This window comes from Pseudomonas syringae (genome assembly GCF_001698815.1).
Taxonomy (GTDB): Bacteria; Pseudomonadota; Gammaproteobacteria; order Pseudomonadales; family Pseudomonadaceae; genus Aquipseudomonas; species Aquipseudomonas syringae_A.
Genome location: NZ_LGSI01000050.1, coordinates 131,518 through 148,371, shown reverse-complemented (window position 1 = coordinate 148,371; position 16,854 = coordinate 131,518). Strand labels below are relative to the sequence as shown.

General features: G+C 60.1%; 14 protein-coding genes. 7 read left to right on the top strand and 7 right to left on the bottom strand.

The features are described 5' to 3' along the window. The first annotated feature begins 68 nt into the window (after nucleotides 1–68). The 5 genes from AFK24_RS16460 (at nucleotide 69) to AFK24_RS16440 (ending at nucleotide 5,527) form a co-directional block, all read left to right on the top strand. Nucleotides 69–1,529 carry an NAD-dependent succinate-semialdehyde dehydrogenase gene (locus AFK24_RS16460; protein WP_065834209.1) on the top strand — a complete coding sequence of 487 codons (1,461 nt, stop codon included), beginning with the start codon at nucleotides 69–71 and terminating at the stop codon, nucleotides 1,527–1,529. Between the two features lie 92 nt (nucleotides 1,530–1,621). Then, nucleotides 1,622–2,710, top strand: coding sequence for an ABC transporter ATP-binding protein (locus AFK24_RS16455; RefSeq protein WP_065834208.1), 1,089 nt, complete (start codon nucleotides 1,622–1,624; stop codon nucleotides 2,708–2,710). A 234-nt stretch (nucleotides 2,711–2,944) separates the two neighbouring features. After that, the gene (gabT, locus tag AFK24_RS16450) at nucleotides 2,945–4,237 is read left to right on the top strand and encodes a 4-aminobutyrate--2-oxoglutarate transaminase (RefSeq protein WP_065834207.1); all 1,293 of its coding nucleotides are present in this window, start codon (nucleotides 2,945–2,947) and stop codon (nucleotides 4,235–4,237) included. Nucleotides 4,238–4,311: 74 nt separating this feature from the next. Beyond that, nucleotides 4,312–4,998, top strand: a complete 687-nt coding sequence (locus AFK24_RS16445) for a haloacid dehalogenase (RefSeq protein WP_065834206.1) — start codon at nucleotides 4,312–4,314, stop codon at nucleotides 4,996–4,998. A 37-nt stretch (nucleotides 4,999–5,035) separates the two neighbouring features. Further along, nucleotides 5,036–5,527, top strand: a complete 492-nt coding sequence (locus AFK24_RS16440) for an Lrp/AsnC family transcriptional regulator (protein WP_065834205.1) — start codon at nucleotides 5,036–5,038, stop codon at nucleotides 5,525–5,527. Nucleotides 5,528–5,621: 94 nt separating this feature from the next. Here AFK24_RS16440 and AFK24_RS16435 read toward each other — a convergent pair whose 3' ends face one another. The 4 genes from AFK24_RS16435 to AFK24_RS16420 all read right to left on the bottom strand — a co-directional run bounded on the left by AFK24_RS16435 (nucleotide 5,622) and on the right by AFK24_RS16420 (nucleotide 9,738). After that, nucleotides 5,622–6,332 carry a cupin domain-containing protein gene (locus AFK24_RS16435; protein WP_065834378.1) on the bottom strand — a complete coding sequence of 237 codons (711 nt, stop codon included), beginning with the start codon at nucleotides 6,330–6,332 and terminating at the stop codon, nucleotides 5,622–5,624. A gap of 20 nt (nucleotides 6,333–6,352) precedes the next feature. Continuing rightward, nucleotides 6,353–7,636 carry an NAD(P)/FAD-dependent oxidoreductase gene (locus tag AFK24_RS16430; protein ID WP_240500399.1) on the bottom strand — a complete coding sequence of 428 codons (1,284 nt, stop codon included), beginning with the start codon at nucleotides 7,634–7,636 and terminating at the stop codon, nucleotides 6,353–6,355. A gap of 309 nt (nucleotides 7,637–7,945) precedes the next feature. After that, nucleotides 7,946–8,650 (bottom strand): HAD-IA family hydrolase, encoded by a 705-nt coding sequence (locus AFK24_RS16425; RefSeq protein ID WP_065834203.1) that lies wholly within the window; start codon nucleotides 8,648–8,650, stop codon nucleotides 7,946–7,948. A 140-nt stretch (nucleotides 8,651–8,790) separates the two neighbouring features. Next, nucleotides 8,791–9,738, bottom strand: a complete 948-nt coding sequence (locus AFK24_RS16420) for a LysR family transcriptional regulator (RefSeq protein ID WP_065834202.1) — start codon at nucleotides 9,736–9,738, stop codon at nucleotides 8,791–8,793. Between the two features lie 147 nt (nucleotides 9,739–9,885). Here AFK24_RS16420 and AFK24_RS16415 point away from each other — a divergent pair, with 147 nt between their 5' ends. Next, nucleotides 9,886–11,313 (top strand): aldehyde dehydrogenase family protein, encoded by a 1,428-nt coding sequence (locus AFK24_RS16415; RefSeq protein WP_065834201.1) that lies wholly within the window; start codon nucleotides 9,886–9,888, stop codon nucleotides 11,311–11,313. Between the two features lie 48 nt (nucleotides 11,314–11,361). Here the strand turns inward: AFK24_RS16415 and AFK24_RS16410 are convergent, their stop codons facing one another. The 3 genes from AFK24_RS16410 to AFK24_RS16400 all read right to left on the bottom strand — a co-directional run bounded on the left by AFK24_RS16410 (nucleotide 11,362) and on the right by AFK24_RS16400 (nucleotide 15,564). After that, a complete protein-coding gene (locus tag AFK24_RS16410) occupies nucleotides 11,362–13,074 on the bottom strand; it encodes a GMC family oxidoreductase (protein WP_065834200.1) in 1,713 nt (570 codons plus the stop codon). 146 nt (nucleotides 13,075–13,220) lie between these two features. Next, nucleotides 13,221–14,258 (bottom strand): ABC transporter substrate-binding protein, encoded by a 1,038-nt coding sequence (locus AFK24_RS16405; RefSeq protein WP_065834199.1) that lies wholly within the window; start codon nucleotides 14,256–14,258, stop codon nucleotides 13,221–13,223. A 391-nt stretch (nucleotides 14,259–14,649) separates the two neighbouring features. Beyond that, nucleotides 14,650–15,564 carry a LysR family transcriptional regulator gene (locus AFK24_RS16400; RefSeq protein ID WP_065834198.1) on the bottom strand — a complete coding sequence of 305 codons (915 nt, stop codon included), beginning with the start codon at nucleotides 15,562–15,564 and terminating at the stop codon, nucleotides 14,650–14,652. Between the two features lie 111 nt (nucleotides 15,565–15,675). Between AFK24_RS16400 and AFK24_RS16395 the strand changes: the two genes are divergently transcribed. After that, entirely contained in the window at nucleotides 15,676–16,761 is a 1,086-nt protein-coding gene (locus tag AFK24_RS16395) for a tartrate dehydrogenase (RefSeq protein WP_065834197.1), read from the top strand. The last annotated feature ends 93 nt before the right edge of the window (nucleotides 16,762–16,854 follow it).

Genomic DNA, 16,854 nt, shown 5'->3' with positions numbered 1-16,854 from the left:
CGGCATCGGGCGCTGGCTGGACATTTTTACAATGAGTCCATCGTCCGGACCTTCAAGGCATTCTGATCATGTTGAAAAGCACACTGCGTGACCCTTCCCTGCTCGTCGAACGCGCCTATGTCAACGGCACCTGGATCGAGGCCGACGATGGCGCCACCATCGCCGTGACCAATCCCGCCGATGGCAGCGTTATCGCCCATGTCCCGGCCTTGCAGGCCGCTGAAACCCGCCGCGCCATCGAAGCCGCCGAGAGCCGCTTCGTCACCTGGCGAGAAGTACCGGCCGCCGAGCGAGCGCGGTATCTGGAAACCTGGTACGCACTGATCATGGAAAACCAGGAAGACCTGGCCCTGATCATGACCGCCGAACAAGGCAAGCCATTGAGCGAATCCCGTGGCGAAATCGGCTACGGCGCCAGCTTCGTCAAATGGTTCGCCGAAGAAGCCCGGCGCATCTACGGCGACACCATTCCGGCGCCCACTGCTGATCGCCGTATCGTGGTGCTCAAACAACCGATTGGTGTCGTGGCGGCAATCACGCCGTGGAACTTCCCCAACGCCATGATCACCCGCAAATGCGCCCCGGCGTTGGCTGCGGGCTGCACCGTGCTGGTCAAACCTTCGGAAATGACTCCATTGTCAGCCCTTGCCCTGGCGGTATTGGCAGAACGCGCGGGCATTCCCGCCGGTGTGTTCAGCGTGCTGACCGGCATGCCGGCGGGTGTCGGTAGCGAAATGACCAGCAATCCGGCGGTGCGCAAACTGTCGTTCACCGGTTCGACCAAGGTCGGCAAGCTGCTCATGAGCCAGTGCGCCAGCACCATCAAGCGCCTGAGCCTGGAACTGGGCGGCAACGCGCCGTTTATCGTGTTCGACGACGCTGACCTGGATCTGGCGATTGCCGGCGTCATGGTCAGCAAGTTCCGCAACGCCGGGCAAACTTGCGTCTGCGCCAACCGCATTCTGGTGCAGGACGGCATTTACGACCGATTTGCCGAGCGCCTGAGTCAGGCGGTTGCACAACTGAAAGTCGGCGACGGCTTGTCCGAGGGCGTGACCATCGGCCCGCTGATCAATGCCGCTGCGGTAGACAAAGTCGGTCATCACATCGGCGACGCCCTGGAAAAAGGCGCGAGCATCGCCATCGGCGGCATGCCGCAAGGCGACGGTTTATACGTGCAACCAACGGTATTGCTCGACGCCACGTCGGACATGTTGCTGGCCAGCGAAGAAACCTTCGGCCCGGTCGCCCCGCTGTTCCGCTTCAAGGACGAAGCCGAAGCGCTGGCAATGGCCAATTCCACGCCTTACGGTTTGGGCGCTTATTACTTCACCCAGGATATTCGCCGCGCCTTTCGCGTTGGCGAGCGCCTGGAGTTCGGCATGGTGGGCCTCAACACCGGCATCATCTCCATGGAAGTCGCCCCGTTTGGCGGTATGAAGCAATCCGGCACGGGGCGTGAAGGCTCCAAATATGGTCTGGACGAGTTCCTTGAGGTCAAGGCCTGGCACATCGGCGGCCTTGGCTGAGAACGGTTTGAAACCTTGCACGCCTTACGACTGTGCTCACATCGCAAGCAGAAACGCCGACAGCGTCGGCGCCCTGCAAAGGAGAATGCTTCATGAATTTCACTGAAGGCTTTGAATCGGTCAGCGTCAATCAGGTCTGCAAGGACTACGGCAGCCTCAAGGCCTTGAACAACGTCAGCCTCAAGGTCGAGGCTGGCGAGTTCATGTCGCTGCTTGGCCCCTCGGGCTCGGGCAAGACCACCTTGCTGAGCATTCTCGGCGGCTTCATTCGGGTCAGTTCCGGAAGCATTTTTTTCGGTGAGCGCGACGTCACCCTGATGCCGCCGCATAAGCGCGAAATCGGCGTGGTGTTCCAGAACTACGCGCTGTTCCCGCACATGACCGTTGGCGAAAACGTCGCCTTCCCATTGCGCGCCCGAGGCGAAAACGCCAGCAAAAGCCGCGACCGGGTCAAACAGGCATTGGCCACAGTAGAACTGTCCGGCTATGAAGAGCGCTCAATTGCCGCCCTCTCCGGCGGCCAGCGCCAGCGTGTCGCCCTGGCGCGAGCCATTGTCTTCGAACCCAAACTGATTCTTATGGATGAACCGCTTTCGGCGCTGGACAAACAGCTGCGTGAAACCATGCAGATCGAACTCCGCGCCCTGCACAAACGCCTCGGCGCCACGATGATCTACGTGACCCACGATCAGCGCGAAGCCCTGACCATGAGCGACCGCATCGCGATCATGCGCGGCGGGCAGCTGGTGCAGGTCGATACCCCGCGCCGTCTGCACGATCATCCCAGTGATGATTTCGTCGCCAGCTTCATCGGCGAAAGTACCCTCGTGCCGCTGCAACGCAGCGCTGGTAACGGCCTGACGTTGGGCAGCACGCCACTGCGCACCACGCGCCCGGTCCCGGCTTCCGGCGACCTGTTCCTGGCGTTGCAATCGGAGAAACTCATGCTCGACAGCGACGCTGCCGGGCCGGAGTGGAACCGCCTGCGCGGGCGGATCTCCGACATCGTGTTCCAGGGCGAGAGCCTCAAGGTGTTCGTCGACCTGGAAGGCGGCCCGACCGTCAGCCTGCGCCAGCCGAGCCACCACGAAGGCAACCTCAGCCTGCCGCCGATTGGCGCGCTGATGTCCATGCGTCTGCACCCGGAAGACACCATCGTGGTGCCGAGGGCGGTGGTTTAGATACGCAATTCCAAGCCGTAGGACCGGCTTTAGCCGGGAGGATGTTCTCGCGGCTAAAGCCGCTCCTACGGTTCGCATTTGCCCTATCCAATTACCAACAGCGAAATATTTCGTAACCCCCCTGCAAAACAGTCGATCACAGCACTGCCTGCGCCAAGTTCAGCGCTTGTCACTCGCGATCAATCCTTATCCTGAGCACATTACTTGCCGAGCCCGGCGCACACGGAGATCGAGATGAATTCTGCACTGACTGAAAACCAACGCCTGCTGGCCCTGCGCGAACAGCACATTCCTCGCGGTATCGTCACCGCGCACCCAGTGGTCGCCGCACGCGCCCAGGGCGCTGAATTGTGGGACGTGGACGGCAAGCGTTACCTGGATTTCGTGGGCGGCATCGGCGTGCTCAACGTCGGTCATAGCCATCCGCGCGTTGTGGAAGCGGTGCGCAGCCAGGTCGGGGACATCTCCCACGCCAGCTTTCAGGTGGTCGCCTACGAAACCTATATCGAAGTGGCTGCACGCCTCAACGCCATGATCGGCGGCGACGAGCACTACAAAAGCGTGCTGTTTACCTCTGGCGCGGAAGCCGTGGAAAACGCGATCAAGATCGCTCGGGGCTACACCAATCGTACTGGCGTGATCTCCTTTCGCGGCGGATTCCACGGTCGTACCTTGCTCGGCGTCACGCTGACCGGTATGAGCCAGCCGTACAAACAGAATTTCGGCCCCTTCCCCGCCGAGATCTATCACGCCACCTACCCGAATGCCTATCGCGGCATCAGCAGCGACGATGCCCTGGCGGAACTCGATGAACTGTTCGCCACCGACGTTGCGCCGGACCGCGTAGCAGCGATCCTCATCGAGCCGGTGCAAGGCGACGGCGGCTTCCTTACCGCGCCAAAGGAATTCCTCCAGGCCCTGCGCGAGCGCTGCACCAAACACGGCATTGTGCTGATCCTCGACGAAATCCAGACCGGCTTCGGTCGTACCGGCACCATGTTCGGCTTCCAGCATGCCGACATCAAACCCGACCTGGTCACGGTCGCCAAAAGCCTGGCTGGCGGCATGCCGCTGTCCGGCGTGGTCGGGCGCGCAGAAATGATGGACGCACCCACTCCGGGCGGTCTGGGCGGGACGTATGGCGGTAACGTCGTAGCCTGCGCAGCAGCACTGGCGGTCATGAAAATTTTTGAGGAAGAAGACCTGCTGGCCAAAGGCGAAGCCCTCGGCGCGCAGCTGCACGAAGGCTTGCTGACCTTGCAGAAACGCTATCCGCGAATCGGCAACGTGCGTGGTCTGGGCTTCATGCAGGCCATCGAAATGGTCGCCGACGATGCTCGGCAAAGCCCGGATGCGGCCTTGGCGCAAACCGTCATCGACCATGCGCGCAATGCCGGTCTGTTGGTGATCAAGTGCGGCGTGCATCGCAACGTGGTGCGTTTCCTCGCGCCACTGGTGACCAGCCCCGCGCAATTGGCCGAAGCCTTGCAGATGCTCGACAGCGCACTGGCCGCCGCCGGTGCCTGACATCCTGTTCGCCCGACCTGAACGTCGGGCGTCTTGCACGTGAAGGACCGCCACGAATCACTCAGGAGCGAACCATGAAAGTTACCCAATACCAGGCGTTGGGATTTTCCTTCGGCACCCTGGTTGATCGGGAACGGGGCATTCTCGAAGGCCTGCGACCGTTGGCAGTGCAAAGCGTGACGACCACCAGCGATGATCAGTTGCTGATGGCTTATCGACACATGGCCGACGAACTGGCGGCGAGCGGTTCAGACATCAGCCCGAGCGCTTTTCAGGGGCAACTCTATCAACGTCTGGCGCATCAATTGCATGTCACTCCCGGCTGGGACGAGAGTGTTGCGTTTAGTAGCTCCTCATCCCAGTGGCCGATTTTTGAAGACGCGCCGGGAGCCTTGCAGTACCTGAGCAAGTTTTACCGGTTGATACTCATCGCCCCACCCCACGGCATTGATGTGGGCTCGCTGCTGCGCCGTTTGCCGGTGGATTTCGATGCGATCATCGAGCCACAGAGCAACGACTGGCACGCCAGCCTGGACACCGCGCTGCAAGGGTTGGGACTGGAGCGCGCACAGATGTTACCGGTGCGCAGTACCGAAACAGATGATCCGTGGAATGAACGTGTGGATTTCCCGGTGTGTACCTTGCGCCGGGATCATGGCCAGCCGTGGAACAACTCACCTCAGGCGCTGGACGGCAAGCGCTGTGAATACGCCAGCCTCGCCGACCTGATACACGCCCATCAGAAGGCCTTGCACGCCTGAGGCCACGACCCAGATTCGAAATTGCGAGGATTGAACTATGGATGCTGCCACCAAGCTTGATCGTATCGACATCAACATCCTGGTCCAGTTGCAGAAAGACGGGCGCATGACCAATGTCAGCCTCGCCGAAGCCGTGGGCCTGTCCCCCAGTCCTTGCCTGCAACGGGTCAAGCGTCTTGAGTCGGCCGGTTACATCAGCGGCTACGAAGCCCACGTCAACCTGGCCAAATTCGCCAACTCGGTGACCGTGTTCACCGAAGTCACCCTCTGCGATCACAAGCGCTCCGACTTCGTGAAATTCGAGTCGAGCATCCGCAACATCGACGAAGTGCTGGAATGCCATTTGATCAGCGGCGGCTACGATTATCTGGTGCGCTTCCTGTGCAGCAGCATTCAGCATTATCAGGAGTTGATGGAGTCGATCCTGGACAAGAACATCGGCATCGAGAAGTACTTCAGCTACATCGTGATCAAGTCGCCGGTGATCAAAAGCACCGTGCCGTTGCGAAGTCTGGTCAGAGCGGTTTAACCGTGGGACAACCGTAGGACCGGCTTTAGCCGGGAGGGCGTTCTCCCGGCTGAAGCTGGTCCTACGGCCGTCGTACAAAATAGCGAATCGCGCTTCAACCTAGAATGCAATACACCTTGCGCACGGTCTCTTCGCTGCTCCAGGCGTTAGTTGCCCCCGCCGGCACCACAACGACTTCCCCCGCTTTCACACGATTGGCATGCCCGCGCTCCGACGTCAGTGTGACGCTGCCTTCCAGGATGTACATCAATTCGCTGTAACCCGGCTCGACCTGTTTGCGCGCATACGGCTCGCACTGCCAAAGGCCGATGCGCAAGTTGGAGGTGCTGAACACTTCAGCGCTCCAGGCTTGCGGTGCCGGAGTCAACAGTACGTTGGCCGCTGGCGGGCTGCACGATTGCAAGGTTGAGAGCAGATCGATTTTCACCGGGCGCTTCGGCATGCCCTTGCTCGGCGCCAGGCCCGGAAACGCCATGAACACCCGACGCAACAGACCCCGATGCTGCCAACGCACCTTTATCCCACGCGGCACCACAAAGCAGTCGCCCGCCTTGAGTTCAAGATCAAAACCGTCACCGCGCAGGCTCAGCTCGCCCGCTTCGACGATGCCCAGCTCAACCCAGGGGAAGTCTTCGATCAATAGGTTGGCGCCGACACTGACGCTTTCACCCACGGCATAGTCCTGCGCTGAATCATGAAAATGCACGGTGCGCCCGGCAGCCAGCGGATCGTTGTGCAAGGCAAAAGCGGCACGGGGCAACTGTCGGCGGGTGTGGGGAATCGGGTAATGTAAAATCTCGGGCATGGGATTGCGCTCGCCACGGCTCATCGGCCGATGATGTCCAGAAATTGCTGCCAGCCGGCTGCCAGACGAACGCCCGGTGCGCGGAAAGCATGCAGTGGAATAGGGTTGAAATGATCGCCGGCCAGCAAACCCAGCTCGACTTTTTCGCCAGCGGTCATGGCTGCCAGTTGCTTACCCATCCAGGTCGACATCGCCACGCCGCCACCGTTGTAACCGATGGCATAGAAGCTGCGCTCGTCGAGCTGACCGGCATGGGGCAGATAATCCAGAGTCATGGCCACCAGGCCCGACCAGCGATAGGCAATCTTCTGCTCGCGCAACGTCGGAAAAACCACCCCCATGCTGCGTTGCAAATCATTGAAAGCGCTGTCCGAGTCACCTTTGCCAAAGGCACCACGTCCGCCGAAAATCAGCCGATCACCGATGACCCGGAACCAGCGCAGCATGCGTTTGGTATCGCCGCACACCTGGCCGCCCGGCATGATGCCAGCGAGGATATGCGCGGGCAGCGGTTCGGTGGCGATGATCGCGCTGCGAAACGGAATCAACCGGCGATGCAAGGTGTCGGTGGCCTTGGTCTGATCGGAATAGCCGTTGGTGGCGTAGATCACCTGTTTGGCGATGACCCGCCCTTGAGGTGTCTGCACCACGACGTGCTCGCCTTCCCTGCGCACCTGCTGCGCCGGGCTGTTGATGTAGAGCTTGACCCCGCGATCATGCAGGCTCTGGGCAATGCCTCGGGCGTAATTCAACGGATGGATACCGCCTGCCTTGGGCGTCAGCAAGCCACCGCTGAAGATCGTCGAGCCGGTCATTTCCCGAACTTGTTCGGCGCTGATCATCACCGACGAACTGCCGCCGGTTTCGCGCTTGATCCAGTTTGCAGTGGACTCAAGACCGACCAACGCGTGAGCATTGTGTGCCGCAGCAATGTGCCCGCCCATGTGCAATTGCGCATGGGTGAGCCCGAGGCTGTCGATCAGTTCCACCAGGCTGTCCACGGCGGCATAACCGGTGTGATACATCTGCAAGGCCGTGTCACGACCAAAGCGCTGCATCAGAGTCGAAAAACCGACCCGGAATTTCGGCGAAACCACCCCGCCGTTGCGCCCGCTGGCGCCCCAGGCCAGGGTATTGGCCTCGACGATCAAGGGTTCGCGCCCACTGAGCGCAATATGGTGCGCAGCGCTCAAACCGGTATAACCCGCGCCGATGATCACCACGTCACAACGCCGCTCTCCCTCCAGGGATTGCAGCGCGGGCGCGGGTTGGGCGGTAGCAGCCCACAAACTGTCAGGAGTCATCGCCGACCTCATGTATGACATTTTTAACCAACTAAATAGCGATACTCATCGGTAGGAGGGGACTTGTCCCCGAAAAGCAGAGGGCCAGACAACGCGTGAATCCGACCAATCCACGCTGTTCGGCCTACCGCCTTCGGGGACAAGTCCCCTCCTACCCAGACTGTGTGAAAACTACTGCGCTCGACAATACTGCGTTAAAAACAGGCGAAAAATGCTCATTTAGAACACCTAGACTCCGCTTTTTCGCCTGTTTTTGCCTTGTCTTGTCATCGCTCGTGACGTTTTCACACAGTCTGTACCGGACCTGCATCAACCCAACTCTTTCTCGACCGCATCGGCCAGTTGCGCCAGGGACGTGAAGTGGTAATGCGGTTTGGTGTGCTCGGACTCCAGCGTGCCGCCGGAGCCTTTCTGGGCAAAGCGACGCTCGATCCAGCAGGTCTGATAACCCAGGCGCATGGCTACGCCTATATCGTGATACTGGCTCTGGGCAACGTGAAGGATGTTCTCGAACAGGATGCCTTGCGTCGCGAGCACGCCACGGGTGTAAGCGAAGAACTGTGGATCAGGCTTTTCGAAGCGTACGTCGTCAACCGTGACGCGCACATCGAAGGGTTCATCCAGGGTCTTGGCCATGAAATCCAGGGCCCAGATCCGCGAGTTAGTCGTAGCAACCAGCTTGAAGTGCTTGTGCAGACGTTTCAGGGCTTCGACCGAATCCGGGAAGGCCGGGAAGTTTTTCACTGCCAGACTCAAGCCTTTGGCGTACTCGTCGTTATCCGGCAAGCCGAGTTTGGCGGCCATCAAGTGATAGCAACGTTCCAGATCGTCTGGCCACCAGCCCGAATCCGGGTTGGCTCGGGCTTCGCGATAGGCCTTGAGGAGATCGTCATCGCTGCAGGCCTTGCCGGCATCGCCCGCGACTTCACGCACATGGTTCAGGATTCCGGCTTCGAAATCGATGAGGGTACCGACGACGTCGAACGTCAGGGCTTTGAACTGCTTGAATGACATAAGGCGCTCCGCAAGATAGGTCATGAGGGTGAAGCTGTCTGGGGTCAATTATCGACCCCGCTCTCTCACGAAATATTCTGTTTTGACCTGACCTCAGGGCATAACCTACTGTTTTTTTACTCCTCGCGGCACACCTGCCCTCAATCGGTAAAATCGACCTTTTCCGCCAGACCGAGATGCGGGTAGAGCGCATCGATTCGAACCAGGTCATCGCGCATTTCTTCGACGATCCACTCGCGGACATTTTCCACCACCGGGCGCAGTGGACGGTTGCTCGGGGAGACCAGACAGCAACGGCGCGAGGCAACCCGCACGTGATCGGCAGCCGGCAACAATTCGCCCTTCACCAGGCAGTGGGAAACCACGTTCAACCAACCCAGTGCAACGCCCTGCCCGAGCAAGGCCGCCTGCACCACCACCGCGTAATCGGAAAATACCAGGGCGTTGTCACTGCGGCCGGGAGCCGCGAAGCCCTCGGCCCAACTGCGGTCCTGGTTGTCCATATTGATCAGCGTTGGCGGACATTTCTGGTTGCTGCTGTTCAGCACGTTCTTGAGGTACGAAGCGTTGCACACCGGCAGGGTGATTTCCGGGACAAGCAGGCGATCCGTGGCTTTTACGCTGCCGGCGTCCAGATAACGCATGCCCAGATCGACATCCACCAACGGCCCGCCGATGCGCCCCGACATCAACTGGTAACGCATGTCCACGGTGGGGAATCGTTCGTTGAAACGGCTCATGCGCGGCATCAGCCAGTGAGTGGTGAACGCCGTGGAAACCGACAGGGTAACGGTTTCAATACCCGTGGCGCGGGACTCGATTTCACTGATCGCCGACTCGATGGTGCTGAAGCCTTCCTGCACCCGGCGATACAAAATGCTGCCACTTTCGGTCAGCCTGGCGCCGCCGCGCACCCGCTCGAACAGCTGCACGCCAAGGTGTTCTTCCAGCCGCGCCAACATGCGACTGACCGCAGGCTGGCTGACGCACAGCTCATCCGCCGCACGAGTGAAGCTGCCACATCGAGCGGCCGCCTCGAAGACGAATAATGAGCTGGAGCTGGGGAGCTTACGGCGTAAGTTAGACATGACCTGAGTTTATGCCTGACACAACTATTAGTAAATTGCCGGAATGAAAAATACCGGCTTATTCTTGCGAGGAAACGGCTATGCTTCTTGCCTGAAAAAACTCGCTTGCCGCCCCTTTCAATTCGCCTGCAGAAGAGCACTTTCCCCATGCATAACGCGCTTAAGTTCTATATCGATGGTTGCTGGGTCGAACCGCATTCCAGCAGTCGTATGCCAGTGATCAATCCGGCCACCGAGCAACCGTTCAGCGAGATCGCCCTGGGTAATCAGGCTGACGTGGACGCCGCCGTGTCCGCTGCGAAACGCGCCTTCCCGGCGTTCGCGCGCACTTCAGTGGCGGAACGCAAAGCGCTGCTCGAGCAGATTCTGGCTTCGTTCATGAAACGCTACGACGAGATCGCCGAAGCAATCATGCTGGAAGTCGGCGCACCGAAGAGCCTCGCCCATGACTGGCAAGCCGGTATCGGCAAGCGCCATCTGCAGGAGTTGCTGCGCAGCCTGGACGGTTTCGCCTTTCAGAAAATGCGCGGCTCGACCCTGATCAATTTCGAGCCGGTGGGCGTGGTGGCATTGATCACGCCATGGAACTGGCCAATCAACCAGATCGTCTGCAAGGCCGCGCCGGCCTTGGCCGCCGGCTGCACCATGGTGCTCAAGCCCAGCGAAATCGCGCCATTGAACGCGCTGCTGTTTGCCGAAGTGATGCACGACGCGGGCGTGCCTGCGGGAGTGTTCAATCTGATCAACGGTGACGGGCCTACGGTGGGCGCGGCGCTGGCCAGTCACCCGGATGTCGACATGGTTTCGTTCACCGGCTCGACCCGCGCCGGGGTTGAAGTCGCCCGTCTGGCGGCGCCGACGGTCAAGCGCGTGCATCAGGAACTGGGCGGCAAGTCAGCAAATATCCTGCTCGACGATGCGGACCTGGAAACTGCGGTCACCGCCGGGGTCAACTCCTGCTTCGGCAACAGCGGCCAATCCTGCAACGCGCCAACCCGCATGTTGGTGCCCGCAGCCTTGCATGACCAGGCTGTGGACATCGCGCGGCGCGCGGCCAGCGCGTGTCGTCTCGGTCCGCCGGAAGATCCGCAGACCACCATGGGCCCGGTGATCAGTGAGCGGCAGTACCAGGCCATTCAACGCATGATCGCCATTGGCATTGAGGAAGGCGCGCAGTTGATATGCGGTGGATTGGGACGCCCTGAACATCTTGATCAAGGTTATTACGTGCAGCCGACGATCTTCGCCGGGGTTGCGCCGCACATGACCATTTCCCGGGATGAAATCTTCGGCCCGGTACTGTGCATCCAGCCGTATGTCGACGAACAACAGGCCATCGCCATGGCCAATGACAGCGTGTTCGGCCTCGCCGCCTATGTGCAATCGGCAAGTCTTGAGCGGGCCCGAGCCGTTGCCCTGCAGCTGCGGGCGGGCAGCGTGTCGATCAATCATCCGGCCTGGGACGCGGGCGCGCCGTTCGGCGGCTACAAGCAGTCCGGCAATGGTCGCGAATATGCAGAGTGGGGGCTGGAAGCGTTTCTTGAGGTCAAGGGCATCATCGGCTATCAGCCTTGAGGTACTGACTTTGAACTGAAAGCCCGGCAAAGCAAAAGACCGCCCTGATCAGGCGGTCTTTTGCTTTGCACTGCTGCTCATGGACTCAGCCTTGATCAGATCGGCAATACGCTCGGCGATCATGATGGTCGGCACGTTGGTATTGGCGCAAGGAATGGAAGGCATCAGTGACGCATCGCACACCCGCAGATTGCCGACACCGATCACCCGCCCATCACTCAAGGTCACCGCCGCCGGATCATCAATGTTGCCCATGCGACAGGTGCCGGAAGGATGCCAGGTGCCGCCGACGTTCTTACGCACGAATTCGGTGAGGACTACATCGTCGGCCAAGAGCTTGTCCAGGGTTACGCCCTGCGTGACCAGACCGTGAATCAACGCCTTGCGCAGCGGACCGGCGATGTCCAGCAGCAGGCTCAACAACCCGCGCTGCACACCGTTGAACAGGCCCGGCATGGCGATTTTCGCTACCCGAGGCGAGTAGCTGGACGGGAACACCACGCTGCGCACGGCGGTCATCGAAGGTGCTCGCAAGGTATTGGCCCCCAAGCGCAACGCCTGTTTGAGACGCTCCAGATCGCGCGGGTCCGAGAGCATGTCGAAATTCACTTCAGGTTCATCGAGAGGATTGTTGGAGACCAGGCGCAGCCGCCCTCGGGAATAGGATTTATTGACCCAGAAGAACATCGTCCCCAGCCGATAGCCCACCGAATGCCAGCCCGAGCGCGACAGGATTGCACCATGCATGTCGCATTCAACGGTGTTATTCAGCCCGGACGAAAAGCGCACGATGGCCTGTTCGTGATGCTCATCCTTGAATGGCGTGCGTCCGGCTTTTTCCAGCAATGCGGACACGGCTATCGAGGGATGTTCCATCAGATTGCCGCCGACGCCCGGACGATCCACCACCAGGCGAATGCCCAGATTGAGCAGCTCATTGACCGGGCCGATGCCGCTGCGCATCAGCACCGCCGGGCTGTGGATCGCCCCGGCGCAGACAATCACTTCGCGCGCCATGACCTGCTCGACCGCGCCGCCCTGCCGGAGCAGCCGCGCGCCCGTGGCCCGACCCGCTTCGATCAGTACTCGATCGACAACGGTGTCGGTGAGCAAGGTGAGATTGCGCCGCTTGCGTACTTCGTCCGTCAGATAACAGACCGACGTGGGGATGCGCTCGCCCTGTTCGCTGACACCAATGGCCCCGGCATACACGCCCTGCTCCCAAACGCCATTCTGATCAGCCTTGCGCACCAGTCCGCGTTCGGCCAGGGCATTGATCACCGCATTGACGAAAGGTGACAGCGCAGCCTCGGGCGTGCGCCGAATTCTGATGGGGCCTTGTGAACCGTGCAGCGGACCAGCGAAATCGCAGTCTGTTTCCAGCTTGCGAAAATACGGCAGCACACTTTGCCAGTTCCAGCCGTCGGCGCCCAGTTGCTGCCATTCGTCATAGTCGGCCGGAGCGCCGCGATTGGTCATCAGCGCGTTAATCGCCGAACCGCCGCCAAGAATTCGCGCCTGCTCGTAACGACGCTCCGCCTGCGGCTTGCCACCCATCCTGGCGGCCAGCCGTTTCCAGATATTACTGACGTCCAGATAGGCCCGCCCCGGATAGCGACTGCGAATTTCTGCGGGCAAATCCCCGGCAGAAATGTCACGCCCGGCTTCCACCAGGCACACCTTGTGGTCAGGGTTTTCCGAGAGCCGCGCGGCCAGCACGCAACCCGCGCTGCCGCCGCCGAGAATCAGGTAGTCGATCATGGGCTACACGCTCCTTCTGGCAAGCTGGTAGGAGGGGACTTGTCCCCGAAGCCTATGGACCTGACAACGAGCTGATCCGAAATCAACGCCACCTGAACCAGAGCTTTCGGGGACGAGTCCCCTCCTACCTGATGCTGCCCAATCTTTTACTGAACGAACTGCAACCAACGATCCTTGGCGGCAATACCGGCAGGTGACGACCACCATTCTTCGGAAAGCAGCGCCTGTTTCGCCGCGTTCTCTGGCGAACTTGGCAGTTCCTTGGCGCGTTCGGCGGTAATCTTGCCAGTGGCAAACGCCGCCGGGTTGCCTGGACCGTAGTCGATGTACAGCGGCAGATTGGCCTGCAGATCCGGCGAGACCGCTTCGTCGAGGAACTTCACCGCCGTCGCGTAATTAGGCGCGTTTTTCAGGATGCATAACTGGGTGTTCTGCAACAGACCGTCGTTGTAGGTGAAATCCACGTCGGTGTTGTCCTTGCGCACGGCGCTGGCGCGACCGTTCCAGATCATCAGCATGTCAACTTCGCCGTCATTGAGCAGTTGCGCCGACTGGCCGCCGGAACTCCACCACACGGCGATATCCGGTTTGATCTGTTGCAGGCGTTTATAGGCGCGATCCACATCCAGCGGATAAAGCTTGTCGCGGGGCACGCCGTCGGACAGCAAGGCGGCTTCGAGTGTACCCATCGGGTCGTTGCGTAAGGCGCGGGTGCCGGGGAATTCCTTGACGTTCCAGAAATCGGCCCAGCTCTGCGGCACTTTTTTCAGGGTTTTCTTGTTGTAGCCGAGTACCGACGAATAGAACTCGTAGGCAACCGACCAGGTTGTGCGGTAAGCCGCGGGCATGCCCTGCGCATTGGGCATCTTGCTCAGGTCCAGCGGCTCGATCAAACCTTCTTTGCCGCCGCGAATGCAGTTCGAGGTTGGCGTATCGATCACGTCCCACAAGGGTTTTTTCGTCTCGCCCTGGGCTTTGACCATTGGCCATGCGTCTGGAACGCTGTCCTGTTTGACGGTGATGTTCAGGCGCTTCGCAGCCGGATCAAGGATCGCCTTGGTCTGCGCCTCCTGATAAGTCCCGCCCTGGGAAACAAAGGTAATCTCGGCCGCCATGGCGGGGATCGAGCAAGCTACCGACAGACACAACAGGGATAAGACTGAACCACGGGACAAGGTTTTCATGGCAAATCATCCTGAACGTAGATTAATTCGGCAGCTTCAAAAAACCTCGACTGAATCCTGGCAATGGCTTGCGTGCTCAGGTCTGATTTTTTTGTTTTACCGAGCGGGACGGCAGGACGTTACAAGAGCTGATCCCGAGTCGACAATGAACGAATAGTCAGACATAGCATAACTTCAGGTTATAAAACAAATCTCGGGAATGCCTTACCCTTGTTGGAGCGAGGCTTGCCCGCGAATAGCTATAACGCGATGGGCCTGGTCCACCGAGGCGCCTGATTCGCGGGCAAGCCTCGCTCCAACGGGACAGGAATGCGCGGCGCTTGCAGTGACTCAATCATGCACCCACCCATCAAGTACAAACGCTCATATTTAACTCGCCAGAAAGCAGGTTCTACCGTATCGGCGCGGCGAACGGCAGACGCTTGGCCAACGCCTGGGCCAGGTAATGGGTAAACACCGAAATCCGCTGCGGCAAATGGCGACGTTGCTGGTAAACCGCGTAGATGTCGCCATTGGGTGCCTGATGATCTTCCAGCACCGCTTGCAAGCGACCGCTTTCCAGATGTTCCTGAACGTCCCAGCGTGAGCGCAGGATCAGGCCGTGACCCTCCAGCGCCAGACCGACCGTGACCTCACCGTCGTTGCTCGACAAGGTTCCGCTGACCTTGTGTGCATAGTCGACGCCGTCCTTATGGAAACGCCAGATGGCATAGTCGCTGCCGAACTGACGCAGCACGATGCAGTTGTGCCGAACCAGATCCGCCACCTGTTGCGGCGCGGACATGCTTTCCAGATAGCGCGGCGCGGCACAGAGAATGCGCGGATTTTCCAGCAGACGAATACCGATCAACCGCGAGTCAGGCGGCTCGCCCATGCCCACACCGATATCGAACTGATCGTCCAGCAGACTGACCGGCTGGTTGGTCAACTCCAGGGAAATCTCCAGCTCCGGATGCAGTCGGGCAAAGCTCGACACCACGGGCGCCAGATGCCGACGGCCGAAACCCAGCGTGCCATTGATGCGCAGGCGCCCATGCAGCGTCGGTTGGCGACTGCTCAGCGCGCTTTCCAGTTCTTCAAGCTGGCGCAGGATCGGTCGGCCACCGTCCAGATAGAGCGTGCCTTCGGGCGTCAGCGACAAGCGGCGGGTGGTGCGTTGCAGCAATTGCACGCCCAGGCGACTTTCAAGCTGGCTCAAGCGTTTGCTCACCGCCGGCAGCGACAGGCCCAGATGACGCGCCACCTCCGTCAGGCTGCCTCGCGTTGCCACCTGCTGAAAGAACGCCAGGTCGTCGATCATGCTCACCGGATTGTTTCCTTAAATTTAAGAATGGCTTTCGTTCAAGGCCAATTATTAATTCAGAAACACTGCATACACTGAGTCGCATCCACTGATCAATCCCCTGGAGTCGAACACATGAGCAAGCCCCACTACAAAATTGCAGTGATCCCCGGCGACGGTATTGGCAAGGAAGTGATGCCCGAAGGCGCCCGCGTGCTGGATGTGGTCGCGAAAAACCACAATCTGCAGCTGCAATGGGACTGGTTCGATTTCGCCAGCGCCGATTATTACCTGGCCCACGGCAAGATGATGCCCGACGATTGGTTCGAGATTCTCAAAGGCTACGACGCGATTTACTTCGGCGCGGTGGGCTGGCCGGATGTAGTGCCGGACCATATTTCCCTGTGGGATTCGCTGTTGCAGTTCCGCCGCGAGTTCGATCAATACGTCAACCTGCGCCCGTGCCGCCTGATGCCCGGCGTCAAGGCGCCGCTGGCCAATCGCGAGCCCGGCGACATCGATTTCTGGGTGGTGCGCGAGAACACTGAAGGCGAGTATTCCAGCGTTGGTGGCAAGATGTTCCCCGGCACGGAACGGGAAATCGTCCTTCAGGAAACCGTGATGACCCGGATCGGCGTCGACCGCATCCTGAAGTTCGCCTACGAGCTGGCCCAGAGCCGGCCGAAAAAGCACCTGACCTCGGCCACCAAGTCCAACGGCATCGCCATCACCATGCCGTACTGGGATGAGCGCGTCGTGGAAATGGGCAAGAAATACCCTGAGGTCAAGGTGGACAAGTACCACATTGATATCCTCACCGCGAACTTCGTCCTGCACCCGGACTGGTTCGATGTGGTGGTGGCCAGCAACCTGTTCGGCGACATCCTCTCCGACCTCGGCCCGGCCTGCACTGGCACGATTGGTATCGCGCCGTCGGCGAATATCAACCCGGAGCGGCACTTCCCGAGCCTGTTTGAACCGGTACACGGTTCCGCGCCGGACATCGCCGGCAAAGGCATCGCCAACCCTATCGGGCAGATCTGGTGCGGCGCCATGATGCTCGAACATCTGGGCCACCCGAAAGCTGGCGCCGAAGTGTTGACCGCCATCGAAGCCGTGCTGGCCATGGGTCCGGAACGCGCGCCGCTGACTGCCGATATTGGCGGCACCGGCAACACCGAATCCCTGGGCAAGGCCATCGCAGCAGCCTGCGAGCGCTGAAATAAAGCGCAATCTCCCGTTTGCCAAACGAGAAACGGGGGATTGTTGCGTTCGAATCAGGCATCTTCATGGCTCACTTCAGAGCTGTGAGAA